Genomic DNA, 25,181 nt, shown 5'->3' with positions numbered 1-25,181 from the left:
TCCATCGGAATCACAGATCATGGAGTGAGTCGCAGCTCAGCCACGAAGTCGTAGGCATCGCCGCGATAGTTGGATTTTGTGAACTCGGCGACGCGCCCGCCTTCCAGATGGGAAATCCGCTGGATGCTCAGCCCTGCTGCGCCTTCGGCGACACCGAGCAGAGCGGCATCTTCAGCCTCAAGATTAACGGCGGAAATCTTCTGGATAGCGCGAACTGGTCGGCAGCCGTTTTCTTCCAGAAGATCGTAGAGTGAGTCGCGCACGGCTAGTGGGTTTGGCAGAATGTCCAATGGCAACGAGGCACGTTCGACTGCCATGGGGCGCCCGCCAGCTTCTCGCAGGCGGCAAATGCGGGCCACCTGTCCGTCAGCGGGCAGCCCGAGTACCGCCGTTTCCTCGGGTGATGGCAGAAAAACGCCCCGTTCCAACCACTTGGAGGTTGACTCCATGCCGCGCAGGCGCATGTCCTCACTGAACGAAGTCAGATGCGAAAGCGATTGTTCTAATTTCGGCGCGGCGTTCCGCACGAAAGATCCGGAACCCTGCCGCTGTACGATTGCGCCCTGTTTCACCAATTCCTGAATGGCCTTGCGCACGGTGACCCTGGACAGGCCGGTGATCTCGGCGATTTCGCGCTCGGGCGGTAATGAGGAATTCGGGGGAAGGACACCAGCGTCGATGCCTTCTTCCAGCCGCTGGCGCAGCCGGACATAGCGCGGCCCTCCGCTGTTTTCGAGCCAGTCGTCAGAAGCCAGAAAAGAAGCTGCGTTCATGCCGAATGCTCCACTTGAAAAGCCCGGGCCAACGCGATGGCTCCGTCGATAGGCGCACCTTTGGGTTCTGTTACTGCGCCACGCGCACGATCCGGCAGATACGCCTCGTAATGTGGGCCAATACCCCCGGTCAGGCATAATGGCATGGCCGGCGTCCAGCCCATTGCTTCCAGTGCCTGCAAAAGATGCACGGCGCCTTCGCGCATAAGCGAAACCGCCCGTTCATCCCCTGACCTTGCTGCCGCTGTCACCTGTCGCGCAATTTGGCCGAATTCATGAGGTCGGGCCGCAGCCGCGAAAGCGACAATGCCGCTTGTACTTCCAAATTCGTTCAGCAAGGCCTCAGTCAGGTTGGATTTTGGCACCAGCCCATCCCATGCATCCAGCGTCACCGAAAGCGCTCTGCGCCCAATCCACTGAGCAGAAGCCTCATCCCCCAGCACGGAGCCCCAGCCACCGGCAAAGCGTCGGCCGGCTTGCGATTGAAGGGCCAGAAAAGAACCCGTCCCGCAATGGGCGATTGCACCGTCGGTTGCCTGATGCGCACCCGCCAGCGCAGGGTGACGATCATCCTCGACCAGTATACTGTCCAACGGCAAATCCGCGGCCACTCGCTTGGCGATCTGTTCACCGGTAACACCAGCCAGTCCAAAATACGCCGGCAGGGGCCGAAAGGTGTCGGGCTGAACACTGAGCTTGGTCGCAAGCATTTTCAAGCCGTCTTTCAGACGTGCAATCGCACCGTCATAATCGCTGGCAACGTTGGCTGGGCCAACCTCGACCACCAGCCGCTGCTCCCCATCGTCATAGGCGATCCGACAGGTCGTTCCGCCGCCATCTGCTGCGATGATTGGATTGTTTTTCGACCTAAGCATGATGATACCTATATAATGCCTATGCTGTAATGTAAATGCCAAAGTAAATCCAATAAGGGCAGAAAGATCAAAAATACATTGATTAATAAGGCCAATAGCGGCTGAAAAAAAATTAGTGGACAAATGGTATTGTATAGGTATGCTTTCTGGCAACGAGGAGAAACACGTGCTGCCACACATTACCGAACAACTCCACCCGGACGCATATGATTTGGGCAACCGACCGCTGGAAGAAGCGGCGCTGGCCTTGTGCAGGGGTCAACAGGAAGCGGCCGGTGCCCCGCAGGGCGCCCTGCGTGCGATTTGCGACGGTGCCGACGCCATGGCCCGCAGTCTGGCATCAGGTGGTTCATTGTATTACGCGGCGGCGGGGTCTTCGGGGCTGATGGCTGCGGCTGATGCAATGGAACTGGGCGGCACTTTCGGTATCGACGAAAACTGTATCCGTATCCTGATGGCCGGAGGGCTGCCGCAATCCGCGCATATGCCCGGTGGAACCGAGGATGACACCGATGGGCTGGTTGAAGGGCTGGCCGGACTTACGTGCAACGACACGGTCATTGCTGTCTCTGCCAGCGGCAGCACTCCTTATACGCTTGAGGCGGCGCGACTTGCGCGTGCTGCGGGTGCCTGCACGATCGGGATAGCCAACAACCCGGGCAGCCCACTTTTGGCGCAATGCGATCACGCGATTCTGCTTGCCACCCCGCCTGAACTGATTTCAGGCTCAACCCGAATGGGCGCCGGTACAGCCCAGAAAATCGCGCTGAACATGCTTTCCAGCCTTATGGCAATCAAGTTGGGTCATGTTCATGACGGGATGATGGTCAACTTGCGAGCAGACAATGCAAAGCTGCGGGCGCGTGCGACCGGCATCGTCGCCCGGATCGCCGGAGTTGATGCAAGCACCGCCCAAAACGCCCTGGCACAAGCGCAAGGAGACGCCAAATCCGCCATCCTTATCGCTGCTCGCGGCGTTTCACTGGCGGCAGCCGATGCGCGCCTGAAAGAAACGGGCGGAGTTCTGAGCGCGGCACTGACACCTGATAAATAAATGCAAACCAAATGGGAGAGTACAATGAAACGTAATAGCCTGAAACTGGCCTTGCTTGGTGGGACGCTGTTAGCCTCTGCCGCCTATGCCGAAGACGTCACGCTGACCATCGAAAGCTGGCGTAACGATGACCTGACCCTGTGGCAGGACCAGATCATCCCGGCCTTTGAAGCAAAGCATCCTGGCATCAAAGTCCAGTTCACGCCGTCTGCTCCGGCAGAATACAACGCGGTTTTGAACTCGAAACTTGATGCGGGGTCTGCCGGTGACCTGATTACCTGCCGCCCCTTCGATGCTTCGTTGGCGCTTTATGAGGCTGGTCACCTGACCGATCTGTCCTCGGTCGAGGCGATGAACAACTTCTCGGACGTTGCAAAGTCTGCCTGGCAGACGGATGACGGTTCGGCCAGCTTCTGCGTGCCGATGGCGTCGGTAATTCACGGCTTCATCTACAACAAGGACGCTTTTGCCGAGTTGGGGCTCGAAGTGCCGACCACGGAAGACGAGTTCTTTGCCGCCTTGGACAAAATCAAGGAAGACGGCACTTACATCCCAATGGCGATGGGTACCAACGACCAATGGGAAGCTGCCACGATGGGTTACAATAACATCGGGCCGAACTACTGGAAGGGTGAAGAAGGTCGTCAGGCGTTGATCGCAGGCGAACAGAAGCTGACCGACGAAGCCTGGACAGCCCCGTACGCAACGCTGGCCCGCTGGGGTGCGTATCTGGGTGATGGCTACGAAGCACAGACCTATCCCGACAGCCAGAACATCTTCACTTTGGGCCGCGCAGCCATCTATCCTGCGGGATCATGGGAGATTTCCGGCTTCAACGCACAAGCCGATTTCGAGATGGGAGCTTTCAAGCCTCCGGTTCAGAACGCGGGCGACACCTGCTATATCTCGGACCATACGGATATCGGCATCGGCATGAACGCGGCTACGAAGAATCCTGAAGCCGCTGAAACATTCCTGACCTGGGTCGCAAGCCCTGAGTTTGCTGAGATCTTCGGCAACGCTTTGCCCGGGTTCTTCCCGCTGTCGAGCACTCCGGTCGAGTTGCAGGACCCGCTGGCCAAGGAGATCGTCGGCTGGCGTGAAGAATGTGAATCGACCATCCGCTCGACCTACCAAATCCTGTCGCGCGGAACACCAAACCTCGAGAATGAGACCTGGGGTGCATCCGTTGCCGCGATCAAAGGTGCCAAGTCGCCCGAAGAGCTGGGTGCAGAACTGCAGACAGGCCTCGCCTCGTGGTACGCACCACATCAGTAAGCTGAACCATACCCGGGCAGCATGAGTTGCCCGGGTACGCCCAGCATTCCATTGAAAGCGCTCCCCATGACCCGCCCCCGCATCCGCTGGCATATCGTCGTGTTTCTGGCACCAGCCGTACTTGTCTACACAGCGGTGATGATCTTTCCCCTGTTCAATACGCTCCGTCTGGCCCTTTACTCTGAGGTCGACCAGAGCCGCGTATTTGTTGGACTGCAGAACTTTCAAACGCTGTTTTTCGATCCGATCTGGTCGGAACAGTTCTGGAATGCGCTGGGCAACAATTTCTGGTTCTTTCTGGTTCACATGCTGGTGCAGAACCCTATCGGCGTCGCGCTGGCCGCACTGCTCAGCCATCCGCGCCTGCGATTTGCGGTGCTCTATCGGTCGGCGATCTTCATTCCGACAATCCTCAGCTTTGTGATTGTCGGGTTTGCATGGAAATTGATCTTGTCGCCCATCTGGGGCATCGCGCCTTCGATGCTGGACGCGGTTGGGCTGAAATCCCTCTTTGCGCCGTGGTTGGGGAAGGAGGAATACGCTCTGACCACTCTGGCGCTGATTTCGGTCTGGCAGTTTGTCGGTATCCCGATGATGCTGATCTACGCGGCCTTGCTGTCGATCCCCGAGGAAATCCTGGAAGCCGGGGAAGTGGATGGCATCACCGGTACAAGCGCCTTCTGGAAGATCAAGCTGCCGCTGATCCTGCCCTCGATCGGGATCATCTCAATCCTGACATTTGTCGGCAATTTCAACGCTTTCGATCTTATCTATGCTGCACAGGGTGCTCTGGCGGGGCCTGATTTCTCGACCGATATTCTTGGCACCTTCATGTATCGCACATTCTTTGGCTTCCAGCTGCAATTAGGTGATCCGCATATGGGTTCGGCCATTGCTGGTGCGATGTTTGCAATTATCCTGCTGGGTGTCTGTGTCTACCTATTCGGCATCCAGACCCGGATGCGCCGGTACCAGCTGTAAGGAGCAGATGACATGAACAAGGCCCGCTCCAACCCGCTAAACACCTTCGCGATGCATGGTGCACTGATCTTTTATACGCTGATCGCACTGTTTCCGGTTTTCGTGATCCTGATCAACAGCTTCAAGACCCGCAAGGCGATCTTTCGCGAACCGCTGGCGCTGCCCGATGCCGACAGTTTTTCGATGATCGGATATCAGACAGTGATGAAGCAGGGGGATTTCTTCCTTTATTTCCAGAACTCTCTGATTGTGACTGTTGCATCCCTGACATTGGTCCTGCTGTTTGGCGCAATGGCGGCTTATGCGCTGAGTGAGTACCGGTTCAAGGGCAACATGCTTATGGGTCTCTACCTGGCGCTTGGAATCATGATCCCGATCCGCATCGGCACCGTGGCCATCTTGGAAATGATGGTGGCGACCGGGCTGGTGAACACGCTGTGGGCACTTATCCTTGTCTATACGGCGCAGGGCCTGCCCTTGGCGGTGTTCATCCTAAGCGAGTTCATGAAACAGGTGAGTGACGACCTCAAGAATGCGGGCCGTATCGACGGGCTAAGCGAATACACAATCTTCTTTCGGCTTGTGTTGCCGCTGGTGCGTCCGGCAATGGCAACGGTTGCCGTGTTCAACATGATCCCGATCTGGAACGATCTATGGTTCCCGCTGATCCTGGCTCCTGCGGAAGAGACCAAGACACTGACACTGGGCAGCCAGGTCTTCATCGGTCAGTTTGTGACAGACTGGAACGCGGTCCTGTCAGCCCTTTCAATGGCGATCCTGCCGGTGCTGATCCTCTATGTGATCTTCTCGCGACAGCTTATCCGCGGCATCACGTCAGGAGCGGTGAAATGACTCGCGTCCTGATCGCAGGCCTTGGGAACATGGGGCTGAGCCATGCGCTGGCACATCACCATCACCCGGACGCGCAGATTGTCGGGCTGGTGAACCGATCCGGCCGCGTGGATCACTCTGATCTGACGCGCTATCCGGTGTATTCAAGTTTTGAAGCCGCTCTGACCGAAACCAAACCGGATCTGGTTGTTATCGCGACTTATTCGGACAGTCACGCGGATTACGCCTGCGCTGCGATGGAGGCGGGTGCCCATGTGTTTGTCGAAAAACCACTCGCCACCAACGTTGTCGATGCGCGGCGTGTGGTCGAAACAGCGGCGCGGCTGAACCGAAAGCTGGTGGTGGGCTATATCCTGCGCCACCACCCATCCTGGATGCGCCTGATCGCCGAGGCTCGCACTCTGGGTGGCCCCTATGTGTTCCGTCTGAACCTGAATCAACAATCCTCAGGGCCTGAGTGGGAGACGCACAAGGCCCTGATGCAGACCACGTCACCCATCGTGGATTGTGGTGTGCATTATGTCGATGTGATGTGCCAGATCACCGATGCAAAGCCTGTTCGCGTCCATGGCATGGGACTGCGCCTGTCGGATGAGATCGCGCCTGACATGTACAATTACGGCCAGTTTCAGGTGGTGTTCGATGACGGTTCGATCGGGTGGTACGAGGCTGGCTGGGGTCCGATGATGTCCGAAACTGCGTTTTTCGTGAAGGACATCGTTTCGCCCAACGGGTCTGTTTCGATCACCGACGGAAACAAGGGCGCGTCAGCAGACATCGATGGTCATACCAAGGTTGGTGGCCTTCTGGTTCACACGCCGCAGGGCGACCGGACTATCGACATGCCTGATGAGCCCGGTCATCAGGAACTCTGCGATGCTGAACAAGCCTATATGCTGCGCGCCATCGCCGAGGATATCGACCTGACCCGCCACATGTCCGACGCCGTACAATCCCTTGCAATCTGCCTGGCCGCTGACCAAAGCATCCGCACCGGCCAACCCGTTTCTCTTGAGGAGACCAGCCAATGACCGCCCTGTCACTGAAAAACATTCACAAATCTTTTGGCAATGTAGAGGTCCTGAAGGACATCAGTCTTGAGGTTGAGGACGGCGAGTTTGTGGTTTTTGTCGGCCCTTCCGGATGCGGAAAGTCCACTCTTCTGCGCGTTATTGCAGGGCTTGAAGACGCCACATCGGGTGAGATCAGAATTGCTGGCGAGCAGGTCAATCTGACCCCGCCCTCGAAACGCGGCATCGCCATGGTGTTCCAGAGTTACGCGCTTTATCCGCACCTGAATGTACGCGGCAACCTGACCCTTGCCCTGAAACAGGAACGCCAGCCGAAAGCCGTGATCGACGAGCGCGTCGCCGAGGCGAGCCGGATGCTGGGGTTGGAGCCCTACCTTGACCGCTACCCATCCGAACTGTCGGGGGGGCAGCGCCAGCGTGTTGCCATCGGTCGCGCCATCGTGCGCCAACCCAAGCTGTTTCTGTTCGACGAGCCGCTGTCCAATCTTGATGCCGCTTTGCGCATGAACACCCGGATTGAGATTGCAAATCTACACAGGCAACTCTCGGCTTCGATGATCTACGTCACGCACGATCAGACAGAAGCGATGACACTGGCCGACAAGATTGTGGTGCTGCGCGACGGACGGGTGGAACAGGTCGGCACCCCGATGGAGCTGTACAACAACCCGGCAAACCGCTTTGTCGCCGGATTTCTTGGTTCACCTTCCATGAATTTTCTGCCCGCAGACAGCCTGACCCCGGGCGATGCGCGTGAACTTGGGCTGCGCCCGGAGGACATCCGCTTGGAAAGCGGCGGACCGATTGCCGGCACCGTTTCACATGTTGAACAGTTGGGTGGTGATACCAATGTCATTCTGCAAACCAGCAACGTGCCAATCACAGTCCGGTTGTTTGGCCAGTACGCGATTGCCCCGGGTGACGATGTACAATTCGGGTTTGATCCTAGCCGCGCATATTACTTCGGGAATGACGGACAGAGATTACAGTAACGGCAGTTTTCGACCCGTTCTGCACCAGTTTGTTCTGGTGTGAGCGTGACCCAAAGAGTGCAACCGCTGGAAAACATGACTGGTTATCCAAGATTGTGGCGTGTGAACATGAATTGCCCGGATGGCAGGTTCGACCGGAAGTCAGCGGCACGACCGGACAGCGCCCTGTAGAACTGACGCAAGCCGGGCTCGATGTCTTCAGCCAGATTTTCGCACTGTTGGCACAAGGTATTGACCAGGCTGTTAGGGTGTCGATTTGTGATCGCCAAAATCAGCTCTGCATGTGCAACCCTGAGTTCCTGGAACGCCGCTGTTTGCAACAGGGCCTGATCGCCCACCAAAACAAAGACGGATTCCGGGTTGGCTTTGCCTTTCAGATCAACATGCCCGGCCTCTAACATGGCCAGATTCCCATGCGTGATTTCATGGACGCCGTTTGAAACGACGATGTCGTAGTCGACCGTTCGACAGCATTGTTCGATCCGCGCTGAGACATTCACGACGTCACCGATGACCGTATAGTTGAACCGTTTCTGCGAGCCGATATTGCCGACGCAGGCCTGTCCGGTCGCAAGCCCCGTTGCCAGCGCGATAGGGGGGCGGTTTCGCATGATGTCGGATGCATTGAACTCTGCCAAAGCGCGCCGCATCTTCAGCGCGGCTAATGCAGCCCGGCACGGGTGGTCAGCGACAGGTAAAGGCGCGTTCCAGAACGCCATAACAGCGTCGCCGATAAACTTGTCGATGGTTCCTCGTTCAGCCAGTATCTGGTCGCCGATACTGGAAAAAAGCGCATTCAGCAGCGAGACCAGCTCGGTGGCAGATGCGGACTCAGACAAAGGTGTAAAACCCCGGATGTCGGAAAACATCACTGTGATATCCTGCGTCTCACCTCCCAATTGCAGCTGATGTCCCGAGGCTTCCATCTCATCAAGGATCTCCGGGGCGACGTAATGAGAAAAGACTTTTCGGATTTTGCGCTTTTCCCGTTCGGTAGACAGGAAAAGATATCCTGCCAGCAGCCCGAAATTAGCCATGCCACCGATAAGCGGAAACGTGGCGTCGAACAAAACCGACTGGTTTTGAAAGACCAGCCAACTCAATATCAGAACGGCGGCAGCGGCGACACCGCCTGCAATGAAAGATGCAACCGCACCAAAACTGGACATGACGGCAATCACGACAAGCCCGAGAAAGGCGAAGGCAAGCATTTCCTGCGCAGCGGTCACATCCGAGCGGCTTAGCATTTCGTTGGTCAGGACCTGTTCCAGCACCTGGGCGTGAATTGAAACGCCGGGAACGCTCTCGCCAAGCGCCGTCTGGTGCATATCGAATAAACCGGCGGCCGACGTTCCGATCAGTATGATCCGCCCCTCAACTTCCGCCCGAACGTCCGCATCATCCGAGCCTTTGAGGATATCGTTGGCCGAAATATACAGCTCGGGCGCATCGCGCCTGTATCTCAGCCAAATCTCGCCGTTTTCTGTTGTTGGTATCCGGTATCCCCCGACCTCAACCGCCAACATGATGCCTGTTTCATCCTGTGCACCTTCGGCCACAATATTGGTCTCGCCCAAGGCAACTCTCAGGGCTTCAATTGACAGACCCGGCAACAACCCATCCGGCCCGCGCCAAAGAACCGGCACGCGGCGCATGATACCTGTTCCCCCGATGGGCGAGACGTTGACCCCACCAATACCTGCCGCGGTCCGGTCCAACGGAGGCGCAATTGGCGTCCAATGAGGAACTGAAATTAGACCCGCGGCGGGATTTTCACCGAATTCAATGATACCTGCTTTTGCAGTGATGGGGTTTCCCTCCGCCGACATTCGTGCGGCAGTCCCAAGAACGACCGGCCAATAGGCGATTTCCATCCCAAGCAAGACATCGTTATCGAGCTTTTGAGCGTGCCGTTCAACTGTAAGAACCCCTTCCAGAGACGGATCGTTCAGAAGCCGTGAGGGGGAAAACCGGTCAGGCTCAGCGAACAACATATCAAATGCGATAGCCGCAGCACCGTATTCACCCAGATTCTGAACCATTTGCGCCACCAGAGTCCGGGGCCAGGGCCATTGCCCCCAATTGGCCAGAGAGGCTTCGTCAATATCTACAACCCGTATGGGAAGGTCGGGATTGAACTCTCGCGGAGATGACCTTTGCAGAACGTCGAAATAGATCAGACGGGCCATTCGCACCGGATAGGGATCCATGACCCGGATGAAACAGCCCACCAGGATCAGACACAATCCGACAAGGCGGAACGCCCATTTCCCTGTCTTGGTTTTGCGCTTCTCGTTGCTCACGTCGTTCTCCGAAAAGGTGAGGCAAAGCCCAATTGGTCAAAAGCGCTATTGGACCAGTTCGTTTCCCGGCTCCTGTTGTTCCGGTTCTTCCGGTTCAGGCTCTTCTGGTTCCGGTTCAGGCTCTTCCGGTTCAGGCTCTTCCGGTTCCGGTTCGGGTTCTACTTCCGGCTCTGGTTGTGACGGGGGCGATGGCGGTGCTGCGACGCTGATTGCGCGCGGCTGCGGCGCAGTTCTGCGAATGTCGGCCCTGTCGACTTTGGCCTGCTGCACGGGTGCACCTTCGCCAGAACACCCCTCAACCCTCACCTGCAATGGAGGCAGCAGGCCTTCCTGCGACTGAACAAATGGGAAACCAGATTTCAGCGCCTGATCATACTGCGCCTGATCAGCAGGCCGCCCGACTTTCCCGCCTCCACTGGTGGCATACATGCTGCATACGCGGCCTGTGGACCTGCAAGGCCCCTGTGCACTGCACATTTGAACCGTTCCGTGCAGGACAAGCATTGCACTCTGGGTTTGTGATACGACCCACATGTCGAAAGTTGTGCCACGAACTGCCATAGTCGCAGTCGGTGTCTTGATCGAATATGCACCTTTTCGGCTTTTGCCGGAAATGAATCGAAAGCTGCCACCCAAGGCCTGCACGGCAAAGCTTTTGGCCTTTCGATTGCCGCGCAGCATAGTCACGTCCAACACCATATGCGCATTGGGGCCAACGGCAATTTTTGTTTCATCCACAAATACGATCTGTACCAAACCGCTGTGATCTGTAGATATCGTATCGCCTGATTCAACGTCCATTCCTGAAATGACAGGCTGAGTGTTTCCGGCGCGAATGATCTGAGCGCCTTGCTTGGCGCTGATAACTGTTCCGATGTTGGCAAGGGCCTGCGCCGGCATGAGCGCGACAACAAATACAACCAACACAATCTTTAACCAAGTCAAACCAGAGCCCCTTCCCCCGACGGGTCTAAGTAAGCGCGAAGCGCGCCAAGCTCGATTTTTGCCCCCAGAAACGTGTTATTCTTATTCAAATGCTCTAAAATGCTAGCAATATTTATGCATTATGGTGTGTATTTGTAGCAAGTTGTTTTTTGATCCGCGTTTACCAGCTTAAACACTTACGGATATGTGGGCGATGGTCTCCGCCATGGTCAGTAGGTATGAACAACATGCTAACACCAATGGAAAAGAGAGCCGTAAGTGGGGCTAACTGGCAGGTGTTTAGCAAAGCAACTGAACAGGCCAAAGCGCAGTATCCGTCAAACTCGCGCATAGGGCACTTGGCTCATCGCTTTTCTCGCGATGAGCCTTGATGCTTTTGCAGCGTGTTGTTGAAGGATCAGAGGAATTGTTCGGGTAACAAAGCGTCTGGCATGTTTTGGTAACACACTGGTCTCAGGAACCGCCGGATTGACAATGTGCCAACCGAGGTAGCACCGAAATTGGTCGAAGCGGGGTAGGGGCCGCCATGCACCATGCTGTCGCAGACCTCGACGCCCGTGGGAAAGCCATTGGCCAGCACACGCCCGGCCTTGCGCTCGAGGATCGGCATCAGGGACCGCGCGGTGTCCATGTCCGCATCATCCATATGCAGTGTACAGGTCAGCTGACCTTGCAGGCTGTGTGCGACGGCCTGCATTTCGTCAGGCGTTTCGGCGGTCACAATAACGCCTAGCGGGCCAAAAACCTCTTCACCAAGGGTTTCGTTTGCCAGCCAGTTCACAGCATTGGTGCGATACAGGTGCGGGGACGCGGTGCGTTGGCCACACATCGAGGTCAGAACCTCCTGCACACCTGTTGTATTGGCGATCCTTGCCTGACCAGCTCGATAAGCGTCGGCGATGCCGTCGGTTAGCATGGTCTGCGCGGGTGTCTTTGACAGGGCGGTTCGCGCGGTCTCAGCGAAGCGGTCCGCTGCTGCACCCGCCAGCATAACGGCGACCCCGGGGTTGGTACAGAACTGACCTGCGCCCATGGTCAGCGACCCCGCCCAGTTCTGAGCAATGTTGTCGCCCCGGTTCGTCAGCGCAGCATCGAGAATGAACATCGGGTTGACCGAGCCAAGTTCACCGAAAAACGGGATTGGCTCAGGACGCGCGGCACACAGATCGAAAAGTGCCCGACCACCAGCCAATGAGCCAGTGAATCCGACAGCCCTGATCAGCGGGTGTTGTACCAAAGCGGAACCCACGGTCCGGTCACCCCCCTGAATCAGACTGAAAACACCGGGATGAATTTTGCAGCGTTCGATGGCAGCATGTATGGCCTCGGCTATGATCTCACCGGTGCCCGGGTGAGCGCTGTGCCCTTTTACGACAACGGGGCACCCAGCAGCCAAAGCGGCTGCGGCGTCGCCGCCTGCAGTTGAAAAGGCCAAAGGGAAATTCGAAGCACCGAATACGGCGACAGGGCCAATAGGGCGCTGAATCATTTTCAGATCCGGGCGCGGCAGCGGCGAGCGGTCTGGCAACGGGCCGTCGTGGCGACGATCCAGATACTCACCGCTCAGAATATGTGTGGCAAACAAGCGAAGTTGGCCCGATGTGCGACCCCGCTCCCCTTGCAGACGGGCCTCGGGCAGGCCGGTTTCCTGCGTGCCTATTGCAGTAATCGCCTCGGCGCGGGCTTCGATCTCATCTGCTATGGTATTCAGAAATGCCGCGCGGTCTTCCCGGGTCGAAAAACCATAGCTCCAGAACGCTTCTTCGGCAGCTTCCGCAGCTGCATCAACATCTTGAAGACGCCCCACCGAAAAACTGTGTGAAGATCCAAAAGCGGGCTGTGACTGAAAAACCGTGTCACCTGAAAGCCAATTTCCAGCGATGAGGTGCTTACCATGAGGGGAGCAGGTCATGAATGTTCCATATCTACGATTCTAAAGTTATGGATAATGTATCCAATTAAGGGGGACAATCAAGCGCCCTGTTAGGTCTCTTCCATGGCGCGTTTTGCCACGATCATTTCCAGCAGCTGTTCCTTTGTTCGCCGGATGTGCCGCATTAGCATGTCACAGGCTTCGTCGACGTTCCCTGCTTGCGCCAGTTTCAACAGCTCTCGATGTTCTTTTTTCGCCGGTTCCCGCTGCTTCATAACGCTCAGATGCATTCGGACATAGCGGTCTGATTGCAGATTGACGCGATCCAGCAATTCATTTGTCAGTTTCCTCTGCGATGCCGCGTAGAGGGCGGAGTGGTATTGATAGTTCAGGATCCCCCACTTCCCGACGTCATTCTCGTCATAAGACGCTTCCATCTGTGTCAATATGTCGTTGCATCGTGCAAAGTCGGCAGATGTCATCTGCGGAATGGCTCTGCGGAAAAGATCGACTTCAATAAGCATTCGAAGGTCGAATATCTCTCCGATTTCATTCAGGGAGTGTTTAGTGACTGATCCGCCCCGATTATTGGCCCATTGAATCAGGCCTTCAGCGTTAAGACGCTTCAGGGCCTCGCGGATGGGCATCCGCGATACGTCGTATTCCTCGGCCAGAGCTTCCTGGCGAATAGCTTCACCTTCGGCAAGTTCACCATTCAGTATCCGCTCACGAAGATCGTTCGCGATGACATCTGGTAGGCTTTGCTTGGTTATTGCGCGCTTTCCTGCCATATTTTTCCTGCCACTTGTTTGGGTACAGCTACCGGTTACCGGCGGTTATTCCAAGCTGAGCCGCGACGCGACCACTTAGAAAGCTGATTAAGGACACTCCGTTTAATAATGCATCCAATATCCATGTTGTTTCAACCCTGCTGAGACAGCGAGGTAAGACCAAGTGCGAATGGAACCTTCTGTGACCGCCTTTCCCTGAGAGCGGGCACGGTCAATGCACTATTTAGTCAGACACCCCAGGTGTCCGACAAGCGATACCCGCCAGGCCAGGGGTCATCTGGGTCAAGCATGTGTTGATGAATGCCGGTGATCCAGCCGCGCCCACTTATTTCGGGGACAATCGCGGCACGGCCCGCCACCTCGGTGGCATCGACGATCCTGCCAGTGAACCGTGATCCGATGATCGAGACCGCCTCGAATGTCTGACCCGGCGACATCAACCCCTTTGCAGCCATCAGCGCCATGCGTGCGGAAACCGCTGTACCCGTGGGCGATCTATCAACTTTGCCCGGTTGGATTGCGACGGCAGATTTGCCAGTTAATCCGGTCTCGGTCTGGCTGATCGGGCCGCAGAAAGCACAGAATGAAATGTGGTCCCAATCCGGGTTTTCAGGATGCGAAAACCCAAGCTGTTCATTGGCTGCATTGGTGATCTTCACCCCCAATCGGGCGATGTCACGGGCCTCGTGTTCGACAATCTCGAATCCCAATGCCTGTGCATCGACCACGACAAAACTGTCACCCCCATAGGCGGTATCAACCATGATCGTATCCAATCCGGGTACCTCAAGCGGGACGGACAGTTTGTCGGCAAAGCTGGGCAGGTTCTGCACGAAAATGCGTTGCGCTTTTCCACCGCTGCATTCCGCCCGTACACGAACCAGCCCGCCTGGGGCCTCAAGCACCATATGAGTTTCGGGTTCCTGCATCGGAATGATTCCGCCATCCAGCAATACGGTTGAAACACAGATCGAGTTCGAACCGGACATGGGTGGCGTGTCTTCGGGTTCCATAATGATAAAGGCCGCGTCGGCCTTGGGGTGTTTCGGGGGCACCAGAAGATTGACATGACGGAAAACACCGCCCCGAGGTTCGTTCAGAACGAAGTTGCGCAGCGTCTGGTCGCCCGCGACAAAGCTGCGCTGTTCCCACAAGGTATCGCCCGGTGGCGGGGCGACACCCCCAACGATAACATCCCCTACTTCGCCTTCTGCATGGGCTGAAATGACATGAACGGTTTTGCTGCTCCGCATCGGATCTCTCAATATTGTGCGACAGGCTCGCCCAGAGCGTCGAAAATCGGTGTAACGCCCAGACCCGGACGGGCGGGTGCGGTCATCCGGCCGTTGACACGCTTTGGCGCACCCTCGGCAATGTCCACCGTGCCGTAGGAATTGAAATCCGTGGCAGAGAATGTGAACTCGGACGGCGTTGAACGGGCCAGATGTGCAATCGCCGCAGTGGTAATGTCGCCACCCCAGGTGTCTTCGATCGTCATGGGGATGCCGTGCGCCACGCAGAGGTCACGCATAAGGCGGGCTTTGGTCAACCCTCCGACTTTCGAGATCTTGAGGTTGATCACATCCATCGCGTCTTCGGCAATGCCGCGGACCAGCGTGTTGGGGGTGTCGATCACCTCGTCCATCACGAAAGGCAATGCGGTGCGGCGGCGGATCGACACGCATTCCTCATAGGTCAGGCAAGGCTGTTCCACATAGACATCCAGACCCGAAATCGCGCCCACCACGCGTGCGGCCTCGTGCCGGGTCCAGCCGGTATTGGCGTCCGCAACCAGCAGGTCCGACTTTTTCAGAACGGCGCGGGTGGCGTGGATACGGTCAATGTCGTCATTGGCCTCGCCACCCACCTTGAGCTGAAACTTGGTGTAGCCTTCGGCGGCATAGCCTTCGATCTTTTTGGCCATGATCTCGGGTGCTTCCTGACTGATCGCGCGATAAAGCACCACATCGTCCTGCGCAGCGCCCCCCAGCAAGGTGTAAAGCGGCTGTTCCGTGGCCTTGCCCAGCAGATCCCAGCAGGCAATATCCACCGGAGCCTTGGCATAGGGATGACCCCGCAATGCCGCATCCATCGTGCGGTTGATCTGACCGATATTCAGTGGGTCCTGCCCGATCAAATGCGGGGCCAGCTCTGCCAGCCCGGCCCGGACGCCGAGCGCAAAAGACGGCAGATAGGCCGAGCCAAGCGGGCAGCATTCTGCATAGCCCTTCAACCCTTCATCCGTGATGATTTCCAGAACGGTGCTGTCAAACACTTCGACAAAATTGCCGTTGGACCAGCTATAGCGGCCTTCTTTCAGCGGCAGATCCACCTGATATACGTTCAGCCCGGTGATTTTCATAAGGTGTTCTCCAGATTAGAAGCGTGTGGATGAGAAAGGTGACATATCGAGCACCGGCTTGGCGTCAGTGACCAGATCGGCCACCAGTTCGGCCGTGCCTGCGGATTGGGTCAGCCCCAGATGACCATGGCCAAAGGCATAAAGCACCTTTGGTGCGCGCGAAGATCGGTCAATCACTGGCAGGCTGTCGGGCAGTGACGGGCGAAAGCCCATCCATTGCGTGCCGCCTTCCAGGTTCAGGTCTGGCATGAAGCGCCCGGCCTTGGCCAGCAACGTGTCAGCGCGCCGGTAATTCGGGGCTAGGTTCAATCCACCCAGTTCGACCGCGCCACCGATGCGCACACCGCCGTTGATCCGGGTCACCACAAACCCATGCCCCCCAAAGGTCAGATGCGTGCGCAGGTCAAAAGCGCCTTCGGGCAGGGTCGTGTTATAACCCCGCTCGGTCTCTAGCGGGATATGATCCCCTAGGGATTTGGCCAGTTGGTGTGACCAGGCTCCGGCGGCGACAATCACCTGACCTGCCGAAATGTCACCGTTGACGGTGATGAGACGCACGCCGTCATCGGTTGGTATCAGTGCCGTGATCCCTGCGATCTTAACCTGCCCACCGCGCGCGATGAACTGTTCCGCCAGATGGTCCGTCCAGCGGGCCGGATCGACGGTATTCATCCATGTCGGGGTAAAACCCGCATGGGTGAAACGCCGGTTCAGTCCGGGTTGAATCTCGGCAATTTCATCCGGACTGTCCAAAAGATCAAACGGGATGCCATGGTCCTTGCGCAGGTCCCAGGTGGGCAGGCTGGCACGGAATTCGCTCTCATTCTCGAACAACTGCAACTGGCCTTCGCGCTGCATCAGCGCCTCGCCGTCTACATATGCGATCTGGCGCTCCAGCGCGGAGCGGCTTTGGTTCATCAGCGCGGCCTGTGCGGACAGTGAGGCAGCATAACGATCCCGCCAACTGGCCCGCCAGAACCGGAGCATCCACGGTGCAATACTCAGCGCATAAGCGGGTGGAATCGACAAAGGCCCCAGCGGATCAAGCAGCCATTTTGGTGCTTTGCGCATGATCCCTGGGGTTGCAAGCGGCACGATATCTGTAAAGGCAAAGGCCCCGGCATTGCCCTTTGACGCTCCGGCTGCAACGCCTTCACGGTCCAGCACCAGCACCTGCCTTCCACGCTTTTGCAATTCCAGCGCAGCGCTGATGCCAATGATGCCAGCACCGATCACAACTATGTCCGTTTTGGTGTCATGCTGCATGGTTACAGGTTCTCAAATCGTGGTGCGGGGTCGGGGACCGGACAGTGTCTGTCCCCGGACTTGATTTCAAAGCGCGATACCATCACGGAACGGATCATTCGGCGCGAAAACCAACCTGCCTTCCGACATGATATGCGCCTGCCCGGTTAGGGTGGGAATGACACCCCCGTTTGGGCCGGGTTGGTAGCTCAGCACATAGGGGCTGCCGATCACGCTTTCCTGCACAATCTCTTCCCCGGCGGCCAGCGCCCCGTTTTCCGCCAGACAGGCGAGGCGCGCCGAACTGCCCGTACCGCAGGGCGACCGGTCATATTGATTGTCCGGGCACAGTACAAAGTTGCGGCTGTGAACATCCTTGTTGGGGGATTGATCCTGTAGGATCACGTGATCGACCAGTTCTCCGTTTTCACCACGCACGCCCTGTGCGATGCAGGCTTCACGTATGGCGATGGTCAGATCTGTCAACGCACGAATATTTCCCGGATTCACCGGGATCGGGCTGGGATCAACAATGAAGAACCAATTTCCGCCATAGGCAAGATCGCCGGTTATCGACCCATGGCTGCCGACCTCAATTTGCACAGCTGCCCGCACGCGGCGGCTCTCGACATTTGTGACGCGCACGGTATTGGCGTCCAGCAACTCCACCGAGATGACCCCGACCGGGGTTTCCACCCGGTGCGTGCCCGGCCGGATCCGACCCATATGGGCCAGAGTGACACCCAAACCGATGGTGCCATGCCCGCACATGCCCAGAACGGCATCCGCATCGAAATAGATCACGCCGGTCTCGCATCTTGAATCTTCGGGCGCGACCAGAAGCGCGCCCACCATTCCGGGCTGTCCGCGCGGTTCCAGTAAGATGGATTTGTAGAACACCTCATGCTCGGTGGCCAAGCGTCGTGCACGCTCGGCCAGTGGGCCGGACCCCAGATCGGGGCCACCGTCGAGGATTACCCGCGTAGGCATTCCCCCGGTGTGACTGTCAATCACATGCATTCAGCAATGACCCCGCCCTGGTCGGACCAATCAGTAAACCAAGTGCGGAACAGGTCGTATTGCTGTTCGCAATAGTTGCGCTGGGCATCCGTCAACTCGTCGGTTTCGTTGAAGTGCAAGCGGTACTCTTCTTCGCCGTTCAGGACCAGCAGGTGTTTGTAATACAGTACCAGATCGGTGCCTTCGTCAAAGCTGGCCAGCACGCCAAAGGCTTCTTCCAGTTCCCGCGCGCGAAGGCGGGCTTCGGCATGACCGGCTGCCGCTTTCTGACACAGGGCCGCCAGCAGAAGTGCCTCTTTTGGCAGGGCAGTGCCAATCCCTGTGATCGAGCCGGTGGCGCCGCAATTGACGAAGCCATGGTAGACTTCGGTGTCTACGCCAACCATCAGTGTGACCTGATCATCTTTCGAGGTAATGTGTTCCGCCGCATAGCGCAGATCGCTTTTGCCACCGAATTCCTTGAACCCAACCAGGTTGGGATGATCTGCGCGCAGTTCCAGGAACAGATCGGCGCGCGTCGCAAAGCCGTAAACCGGGCTGTTATAGATGATTGCCGGAATATCAGATGCAGCCGACAGGATCGCTTTGAAATGGTTGCGCTGCGCCGCGATGGACGATCCACGCGACAATACACGCGGGATCACCATAAGCCCTGCCGCACCAACTTTTTGCGCATGTGCGGCAAGCGCTACGGCGGATTTCGAATTTATCGCACCGGTGCCGACGACAACGGGCAGTCCGGCTGCGATCAGACGTTCGACACCTTCCATCCGTTCGGCATCCGACAAGAGAGGCCAATCGCCCATCGAGCCGCAATAGACCACGGCGGACATGCCTGCTTCGATCATTTCCTTGCCCTTTTTCACCAGCGCGTCGAAATCCGGTGTCCGGTCCGGTTTGCAGGGGGTCATTAGGGCTGGCATGGTGCCGGTGAAGATATTCTGGGACATGAAGGTAACCTTCCTAATTGTATTGGGGCGGGGGCTTTTATCGCACATTTGACAGGAATTTGCGGGTATGTTCGGATTGGGCTTCGCTAAAAATCTGCGCGGGCGGACCGATCTCTTCCATCACGCCCTGATGAAAAAAAGCAACCCGTTCTGATACATCACGAGCGAAACCCATCTCATGCGTGACACAAATCATCGTCATCCCTTCTTCGGCCAATAACCGCATCGTGTCGAGAACCTCGCCCACCAGTTCAGGATCCAGCGCCGAGGTTGCTTCGTCAAACAGCATGTATTCCGGCTCCATCGCCAGCGCGCGGGCAATGGCAAGTCGCTGCTGCTGACCGCCCGATAAGGCCGAGGGAAAGACGTTCAGCTTCTCGCCCAACCCTACATGGGTCAACTGCTTTGCGGCAATGTCACACGCCTCGTCCCTCGACTTGCCTTTGACAATCTTCGGGGCCAACGCAACGTTTTCCAGTGCTGTCAGGTGCGGAAAGCTGTTCCATTGCTGGAACACCATCCCCAGCTTTGTGCGCAGCTTGTTGATGTCGGTGCCTTTAGCATGAACATCAATGCCATCAACCCTGACCGATCCTTGCTGGATCGGTTCCAGCCCGTTGATGCAATAGAGAAGGGTCGATTTACCGGAGCCTGACGCACCGATCACCGACAGAACTTCTCCTTTCTGCACATCCAGATCGATGCCTTTCAGCACATGCAGCGATCCGAAATATTTGTGCAGGTCGCGAATTTCGATCATTGGGCCCACCTTTTTTCTAGTGACGCGGAATACCGCGAAATCGGATAGCTGAGCGCGAAATAGAACGCGCCAGCGATTGTCAGGATCAGGAACGGTTCCTGCGTGCGGGTGATCAGGATCTGGCTGGCCTTGAGCAGCTCGACATAGCCCAGAACTGAGACCAATGCGCTGTCTTTCATCACACCCAACGCGACCCCGACCCATGCCGGGAACACCGCGCGCCCACCGATCGGGAAGACGACATAGCGCAGATCCTGCCAATAGGTCATGCCCAGACTGCGCGCCGCGCGGCGCATCGGATCGCCGACGGCCTCAATCCCGCCGCGCGCGACATTCGCAACCAGTGCTGCCGTGTAGATGGACAGGATCACCACGCCCGAGGCGAACGGGTCCAGATTGAGTCCGACAATTGGTGCAAAGTTGTAAAACAGCACCAGTTGGATGATCAGAGGGACCGAACGGAAAATGTCCAGAACCGGAGCCAACGTCAGGGTCGCTGCCAGTTTGCCCTCGTACAGAAGCCAACCGCACACCACGCCAAAAACCGTTCCAATGGAAATCGAAAGCATTGAGATCCAGAGCGTTCGCAGCGCGGCTTCGCCCAGAAACCACAGATCGTTGATGTTGAAGCCGCTGAAAAAGCTGACAGTGGGTTGCATCTGTGCCTCCTTCAGTAGCGGAAAAGCCGGGACGCCAGCAGGCGCGAGGCAAGAAGGATGATTTTGACGATCACGTAGTAGATGACCGCGGTGACGGCGAAATACTCAAAGATTCGGAAAGTGCGCGAGGCAAAGAACTGCGTCTCGCCCGACAGTTCCCGGAAGCCGACCAGCATACCCAGTGACGACATCAAAACAGCCCAGACCATCTGGTTCGTGATCGGATGATAGACAATGCGAAACACCTGCGGGATCACGACGCGTGTGTAAGCCTGCCACGCAGTCATGCCCAGCGATCGCGACGCACGTAACTGTGTCTCGGGGACGGCCTGAAAGCCGCCACGGAAGTTTTCAGCCAGATAACCGGCGCAATTGAATGTCAGTCCGGCCAGCACGATGAAGTACGGCGACAGATGCAGGCCAAAGGCACCAAGCCCGAAGCCGAAAAAGAACAGCTGGAACAGCGCCGGAGTATTGCGCGCCAGTTCGACCCAGGCTGAGGCGAACCAGTAAAGCGGTCCTTTCAGGTGCAGCCGCGTCAGTGCCAGACAAAGCCCGATGATGATGCCAAGGACCATTGCCAGCACGGCAACCTGTATCGTCAGCAGCGATGCTTCAAGCAGGTCTGGCAGGCTTTTCATCACCGGTCGCCAATGGAAGTTATAGTCGAACACGGGTGTTCCTCGCGCAATTTACCGGTCCTTTCGCCCGAAGAGAACCGGGCGAAAGGTTGGTACGGTAAAGGATCAGTACATTACGCCGGGAATGCGAAGTTCGGGGGCTTCGCCACCGACATAATTTCCCCAATGCTCCTGATAGCGGCCCGAACGCACCTGGTGGGTCACGAACAGGTTCAGGAAGTTCAGCCAGGTGACATCTTCGCGCTTGCCGACAACCGAAGTGTAGTCGGTGGTCCATGGCATGCGAGGACCGGCAACAACGGTTTCATATTGCTGGGTAATCGGCAGCACGGCAGTGTTTGTGGTAATGCCGATATCGGCCTTGCCCTGAGCCACCGCCAGGAACACTTCATTCTCGGATTGATAGCCCTGATAATTGCCTTCTTCACCCCATTCGGCGGCGATCTTCAGCCATTCCTGTTCGGGTACGGTGCCGATCGCGGCAGCCACGCGCTTGCCACGGATATCCTCGAAGGTTTCAATGCCGCTTTCGGCATTCACCACACCCTGCGCATAATAGATGGCGTAAGGAATGGTAAAGCCCACCGTCCGCGCCCGTTCAAGGCTGTCCGAGGTTGCTCCGAACACAACGTCTGCGCGTCCGGTGACGATCACTGGCAGGCGTTCCGCCCAGGTCAGCGGCAGGATTTCGGCCTCAACTTCAAGAGCGGCGGCCAGATCATTGCAGTATTCGACATCAAAGCCTGCCGGTTCGTTATTCGCGTCGCGATACCCAATTGGCGGAAAATCCAACACAACACCGCAGCGCAATGTCCCGCGATCTACGACATCGTCCAGCGTGTCCGCCATCGCATGAACCGTGGTGATGGTGGTGAGGGCCGCCAGTGCGGCGAGTTTCTTGAGCATGTGATCCTCCCTGAATCAATCGATACGCGCAGCTATAGAGGATATTGTATCCAACATCCAGTATTTTGTTGAGCAGGGAAAGCCTGCTTTCAAAGGGTGTCATGGCTCTTGGGTGCGATTGAAATGACTGACTTGGCCCGCGTGGAAGGCCGTCATTCGACGGTGGCCAAATGGAATTGGCACCAGGTATTACTGAGTTGGAGGTTTTGGCCGAAAGTGGTCCGTCGTCAAACGTGAAGGTGCATTGTGCTCAGAAGCCGGGGTGCTTTCAGCTTGAGACGGAAAACGTTTTGTGATGGGAGTGTGTGACGCCTAGGCAACTCCAACCTGCGTCTCTTAAAGAAAACCGGCAATGCTGGCCCGCGCGACCAAATGTGCGTTCGGTCAGACTTTGACGGCTTGGAGTTCTTCGAGCAGGTCGAGGAGTTGATTGAGTTTTTCTTGTCCCATTTGTTTTTCGATACTTTGGTAGATCTGCAGAGAGGTTCCGAGGTTTTCGGCGAGGATGTTTCGTCCTTCGTTTGTGATCTTCACCATTGTGCGTCGTTTGTCATGGCTGTCCTGGCGGCGTGATATTTGGCCTTCGGCTTCCATCGTGCGCAGGATGCGGGTGAGGCTTGGCAACAACAGGCAGGCCTCTTTGGCGATTGAGCTTTGCTCCACTTCACCCAGCTCGTCCAGCACGCGCAGGATGCGCCATTTCTGCTCGGTCAGTTGTATCCCCTGCAGCATGTCCCGGATGGGGGCCATGACGGTTTCGCGTGCGCGCAGCAAGGCAATCGGTAGGGCGCGCGAGGTGTTCTTGGTGTGGCTTTGTTCACTCATGGCAGTCTTGTAATTCGCGGAGTCAAAAGATGCAAAGATTAACAAAGCAAGTTCTTGACAGTGGGGGTTCCAATTTACTAAACATGTTTACCATTTGAGGGGAGCACATGCCACATTTTCACGTCGAATATTCCGGCAATCTGGAAGACAGGATCGATATGAGTGGCTTGTGCGAATGCATCCGGGCCACGGCTGCCGGGATCAAGACATTCCCCCTGCCCGGTATTCGTGTCCGGGCCACGCGGGTCGATCACTATGCCATCGCGGACGGCAATCCGGCGCATGGGTTTATCGATATCTCGATCCGCCTGCGCGCTGGCCGGGCTGCGGATGTCAAACGGGACGCCACGCAGCGCATTTTCGAGGCGGTTGAGGCCTATCTGTCCCCCGCCTTCGCCGGACATTCCATCGCGCTCTCGCTTGAGATGCGTGACATTGACCCAGACCTTTCGCCCAAGACCGGCACGATCCGGGACCATTTGGGCGCGACCAACCAGGAGACCTGATCCATGAGCGCACTGGATACGAACATCGAGAAGCTGGCGGGCTTTCTGGCGCGGTTTAAGGAGACCGGCATCAAGAACCGGATCGCGGGCGAAGATCGCGACGGTTCCGCAGGGGTGTTCCAATCCACATCTCCGGTTGACAGGTCGGTGATCTGCGATGTCGCCCATGGCACTGCCGATGATATCGACGCTGCCGCCAATGCCGCTCATGTCGCATTTGCCGATTGGCGCGACATGCCTGCCACCGAGCGGCGCCGCATCTTGCTGAACGTTGCCGATGCGATCGAGGCCCGTGCCGAGGAAATTGCGCTGTGTGAATGCTGGGACACAGGCCAGACCCTGCGCTTTATGTCCAAGGCCGCGCTGCGGGGGGCCGAGAACTTCCGGTATTTCGCGGATCAGGTGATACAGGCGCGGGACGGTCAGCATCTTAAGTCGCAGACCCTGATGAACATCACCACGCGCGTTCCGATTGGTCCGGTGGGGGTGATCACGCCGTGGAACACGCCGTTCATGCTGTCGACATGGAAGATCGCGCCTGCTTTGGCTGCCGGATGCACCGTGGTTCACAAACCGGCCGAAGATTCTCCGCTGTCCGCTCGCCTGTTGGTGGAGATCGCCGAAGAGGCCGGGCTGCCCAAGGGGGTGCTGAACACCGTGAACGGGTTCGGCCCCGATGCGGGTAAAGCGTTGACGGAACATCCGTTGATCAAGGCGATTGCCTTTGTCGGTGAAAGCCGCACCGGCAGCAGCATCACCAAACAAGGTGCCGATACGCTCAAGCGGATGCATCTGGAGCTGGGCGGCAAGAACCCGGTTGTCGTGTTCGACGACGCCGATCTCGACCGGGCGCTGGATGCGGTGATCTTCATGATCTACTCGATCAATGGCGAGCGCTGCACGTCATCCTCGCGCCTGCTGGTGCAGGACACCATCAAGGAGGCGTTCGAGGCCAGGCTGATCGAACGGGTCAACACCATCAAGGTCGGCCATCCGCTGGATCCTGCGACCGAGATCGGGCCACTGGTGACCGAGGAGCACTATAACAAGGTGACCTCCTATTTTGACATCGCCAAAGAAGACGGTGCGACTGTCGCCGCCGGAGGTGCCAAGGTCGGCGACACAGGGTATTTCATTCGCCCAACCCTGTTTACCGATGCCAATAACCAGATGCGTATCGCGCGCGAAGAGATATTCGGCCCGGTTCTGACCTCGATCCCGTTCTCGACCGAGGACGAGGCGCTGCAGATCGCCAACGACACACCATACGGTCTGACCGGCTATGTCTGGACCAATGACCTGACCCGCGCCTTGCGGTTCACCGACAAGCTTGAAGCCGGGATGATCTGGGTGAACTCGGAAAACGTCCGCCACCTGCCCACCCCGTTCGGCGGCGTCAAGGCATCCGGTATCGGCCGCGACGGCGGCGACTGGAGTTTCGAGTTCTACATGGAACAAAAACACGTCGGCTTCGCAACAGGAAAACACAATATCATGCAGCTGGGGAAGTGAACTCGGGCAATGGCTCTGGTACACAAACGTCGGTAAACACGAGGAGG

24 protein-coding genes are annotated in these 25,181 nt (G+C 57.2%); 8 read left to right on the top strand and 16 right to left on the bottom strand.

The features are described 5' to 3' along the window. Positions 1-17: 17 nt before the first annotated feature. Both ACR0BK_RS14685 and ACR0BK_RS14680 read right to left on the bottom strand, forming a co-directional pair. The gene (locus tag ACR0BK_RS14685; RefSeq protein ID WP_480478115.1) at positions 18-773 is read right to left on the bottom strand and encodes a GntR family transcriptional regulator; all 756 of its coding nucleotides are present in this window, start codon (positions 771-773) and stop codon (positions 18-20) included. After that, the gene (locus tag ACR0BK_RS14680) at positions 770-1,648 is read right to left on the bottom strand and encodes a glucosamine kinase nucleotide-binding domain-containing protein (RefSeq protein WP_480555195.1); all 879 of its coding nucleotides are present in this window, start codon (positions 1,646-1,648) and stop codon (positions 770-772) included. Before ACR0BK_RS14680 ends, ACR0BK_RS14685 begins: the two co-directional genes overlap by 4 nt. A gap of 166 nt (positions 1,649-1,814) precedes the next feature. Between ACR0BK_RS14680 and ACR0BK_RS14675 the strand changes: the two genes are divergently transcribed. The 6 genes from ACR0BK_RS14675 (at position 1,815) to ACR0BK_RS14650 (ending at position 7,836) form a co-directional block, all read left to right on the top strand. Continuing rightward, positions 1,815-2,702, top strand: a complete 888-nt coding sequence (locus ACR0BK_RS14675; protein ID WP_480555194.1) for an N-acetylmuramic acid 6-phosphate etherase — start codon at positions 1,815-1,817, stop codon at positions 2,700-2,702. 24 nt (positions 2,703-2,726) lie between these two features. Continuing rightward, a complete protein-coding gene (locus ACR0BK_RS14670) occupies positions 2,727-3,980 on the top strand; it encodes an ABC transporter substrate-binding protein (protein WP_480520597.1) in 1,254 nt (417 codons plus the stop codon). A gap of 66 nt (positions 3,981-4,046) precedes the next feature. After that, on the top strand, positions 4,047-4,961 hold the full coding sequence (locus tag ACR0BK_RS14665; protein ID WP_480520595.1) for a carbohydrate ABC transporter permease: 915 nt from the start codon (positions 4,047-4,049) through the stop codon (positions 4,959-4,961). Positions 4,962-4,973: 12 nt separating this feature from the next. Beyond that, positions 4,974-5,813, top strand: a complete 840-nt coding sequence (locus tag ACR0BK_RS14660) for a carbohydrate ABC transporter permease (RefSeq protein ID WP_267366204.1) — start codon at positions 4,974-4,976, stop codon at positions 5,811-5,813. Further along, complete coding sequence (locus ACR0BK_RS14655; RefSeq protein ID WP_480520593.1) at positions 5,810-6,844, top strand: Gfo/Idh/MocA family protein; 1,035 nt, start codon at positions 5,810-5,812, stop codon at positions 6,842-6,844. The genes ACR0BK_RS14660 and ACR0BK_RS14655 overlap by 4 nt, the downstream gene beginning before the upstream one ends. Beyond that, positions 6,841-7,836 carry an ABC transporter ATP-binding protein gene (locus ACR0BK_RS14650; RefSeq protein ID WP_480555193.1) on the top strand — a complete coding sequence of 332 codons (996 nt, stop codon included), beginning with the start codon at positions 6,841-6,843 and terminating at the stop codon, positions 7,834-7,836. The genes ACR0BK_RS14655 and ACR0BK_RS14650 overlap by 4 nt, the downstream gene beginning before the upstream one ends. 83 nt (positions 7,837-7,919) lie before the next feature. Here the strand turns inward: ACR0BK_RS14650 and ACR0BK_RS14645 are convergent, their stop codons facing one another. The 14 genes from ACR0BK_RS14645 to hpaR all read right to left on the bottom strand — a co-directional run bounded on the left by ACR0BK_RS14645 (position 7,920) and on the right by hpaR (position 23,116). After that, positions 7,920-10,139 (bottom strand): CHASE2 domain-containing protein, encoded by a 2,220-nt coding sequence (locus ACR0BK_RS14645; RefSeq protein WP_480555192.1) that lies wholly within the window; start codon positions 10,137-10,139, stop codon positions 7,920-7,922. Between the two features lie 45 nt (positions 10,140-10,184). Then, a complete protein-coding gene (locus tag ACR0BK_RS14640; protein ID WP_480555191.1) occupies positions 10,185-11,084 on the bottom strand; it encodes a FecR family protein in 900 nt (299 codons plus the stop codon). Positions 11,085-11,481: 397 nt separating this feature from the next. Next, positions 11,482-12,996, bottom strand: coding sequence for an aldehyde dehydrogenase (NADP(+)) (locus tag ACR0BK_RS14635; protein ID WP_480555190.1), 1,515 nt, complete (start codon positions 12,994-12,996; stop codon positions 11,482-11,484). 71 nt (positions 12,997-13,067) lie between these two features. Then, the gene (locus ACR0BK_RS14630) at positions 13,068-13,748 is read right to left on the bottom strand and encodes a GntR family transcriptional regulator (protein ID WP_480478132.1); all 681 of its coding nucleotides are present in this window, start codon (positions 13,746-13,748) and stop codon (positions 13,068-13,070) included. A 227-nt stretch (positions 13,749-13,975) separates the two neighbouring features. After that, entirely contained in the window at positions 13,976-15,001 is a 1,026-nt protein-coding gene (locus ACR0BK_RS14625; RefSeq protein ID WP_480555189.1) for a trans-3-hydroxy-L-proline dehydratase, read from the bottom strand. An 8-nt stretch (positions 15,002-15,009) separates the two neighbouring features. After that, a complete protein-coding gene (locus tag ACR0BK_RS14620) occupies positions 15,010-16,110 on the bottom strand; it encodes a cis-3-hydroxy-L-proline dehydratase (RefSeq protein ID WP_209597474.1) in 1,101 nt (366 codons plus the stop codon). A gap of 15 nt (positions 16,111-16,125) precedes the next feature. Next, a complete protein-coding gene (locus tag ACR0BK_RS14615) occupies positions 16,126-17,376 on the bottom strand; it encodes an NAD(P)/FAD-dependent oxidoreductase (RefSeq protein WP_480555187.1) in 1,251 nt (416 codons plus the stop codon). A gap of 66 nt (positions 17,377-17,442) precedes the next feature. Beyond that, entirely contained in the window at positions 17,443-18,375 is a 933-nt protein-coding gene (locus tag ACR0BK_RS14610; RefSeq protein WP_480555185.1) for a 4-hydroxyproline epimerase, read from the bottom strand. Then, positions 18,366-19,325 (bottom strand): dihydrodipicolinate synthase family protein, encoded by a 960-nt coding sequence (locus ACR0BK_RS14605; RefSeq protein ID WP_480555183.1) that lies wholly within the window; start codon positions 19,323-19,325, stop codon positions 18,366-18,368. Before ACR0BK_RS14605 ends, ACR0BK_RS14610 begins: the two co-directional genes overlap by 10 nt. Positions 19,326-19,362: 37 nt before the next feature. Continuing rightward, positions 19,363-20,085 carry an amino acid ABC transporter ATP-binding protein gene (locus ACR0BK_RS14600; protein ID WP_480555181.1) on the bottom strand — a complete coding sequence of 241 codons (723 nt, stop codon included), beginning with the start codon at positions 20,083-20,085 and terminating at the stop codon, positions 19,363-19,365. Further along, complete coding sequence (locus ACR0BK_RS14595; RefSeq protein ID WP_480520577.1) at positions 20,082-20,744, bottom strand: amino acid ABC transporter permease; 663 nt, start codon at positions 20,742-20,744, stop codon at positions 20,082-20,084. The genes ACR0BK_RS14600 and ACR0BK_RS14595 overlap by 4 nt, the downstream gene beginning before the upstream one ends. Positions 20,745-20,755: 11 nt before the next feature. Continuing rightward, a complete protein-coding gene (locus ACR0BK_RS14590) occupies positions 20,756-21,418 on the bottom strand; it encodes an amino acid ABC transporter permease (RefSeq protein ID WP_209507537.1) in 663 nt (220 codons plus the stop codon). Positions 21,419-21,490: 72 nt separating this feature from the next. Next, positions 21,491-22,291 carry a transporter substrate-binding domain-containing protein gene (locus tag ACR0BK_RS14585; protein ID WP_480555180.1) on the bottom strand — a complete coding sequence of 267 codons (801 nt, stop codon included), beginning with the start codon at positions 22,289-22,291 and terminating at the stop codon, positions 21,491-21,493. A gap of 384 nt (positions 22,292-22,675) precedes the next feature. Next, complete coding sequence (hpaR, locus tag ACR0BK_RS14580; RefSeq protein WP_480521553.1) at positions 22,676-23,116, bottom strand: homoprotocatechuate degradation operon regulator HpaR; 441 nt, start codon at positions 23,114-23,116, stop codon at positions 22,676-22,678. Positions 23,117-23,223: 107 nt separating this feature from the next. Between hpaR and ACR0BK_RS14575 the strand changes: the two genes are divergently transcribed. After that, a complete protein-coding gene (locus ACR0BK_RS14575) occupies positions 23,224-23,622 on the top strand; it encodes a 5-carboxymethyl-2-hydroxymuconate Delta-isomerase (RefSeq protein ID WP_267365252.1) in 399 nt (132 codons plus the stop codon). Positions 23,623-23,625: 3 nt separating this feature from the next. Continuing rightward, on the top strand, positions 23,626-25,134 hold the full coding sequence (gene hpaE / locus ACR0BK_RS14570; protein ID WP_480555179.1) for a 5-carboxymethyl-2-hydroxymuconate semialdehyde dehydrogenase: 1,509 nt from the start codon (positions 23,626-23,628) through the stop codon (positions 25,132-25,134). Positions 25,135-25,181 lie beyond the last annotated feature (47 nt).

The sequence above is a fragment of the Ruegeria sp. AF1 genome, from assembly GCF_056542125.1.
This window is presented reverse-complemented; position numbering and strand designations above follow the sequence as displayed.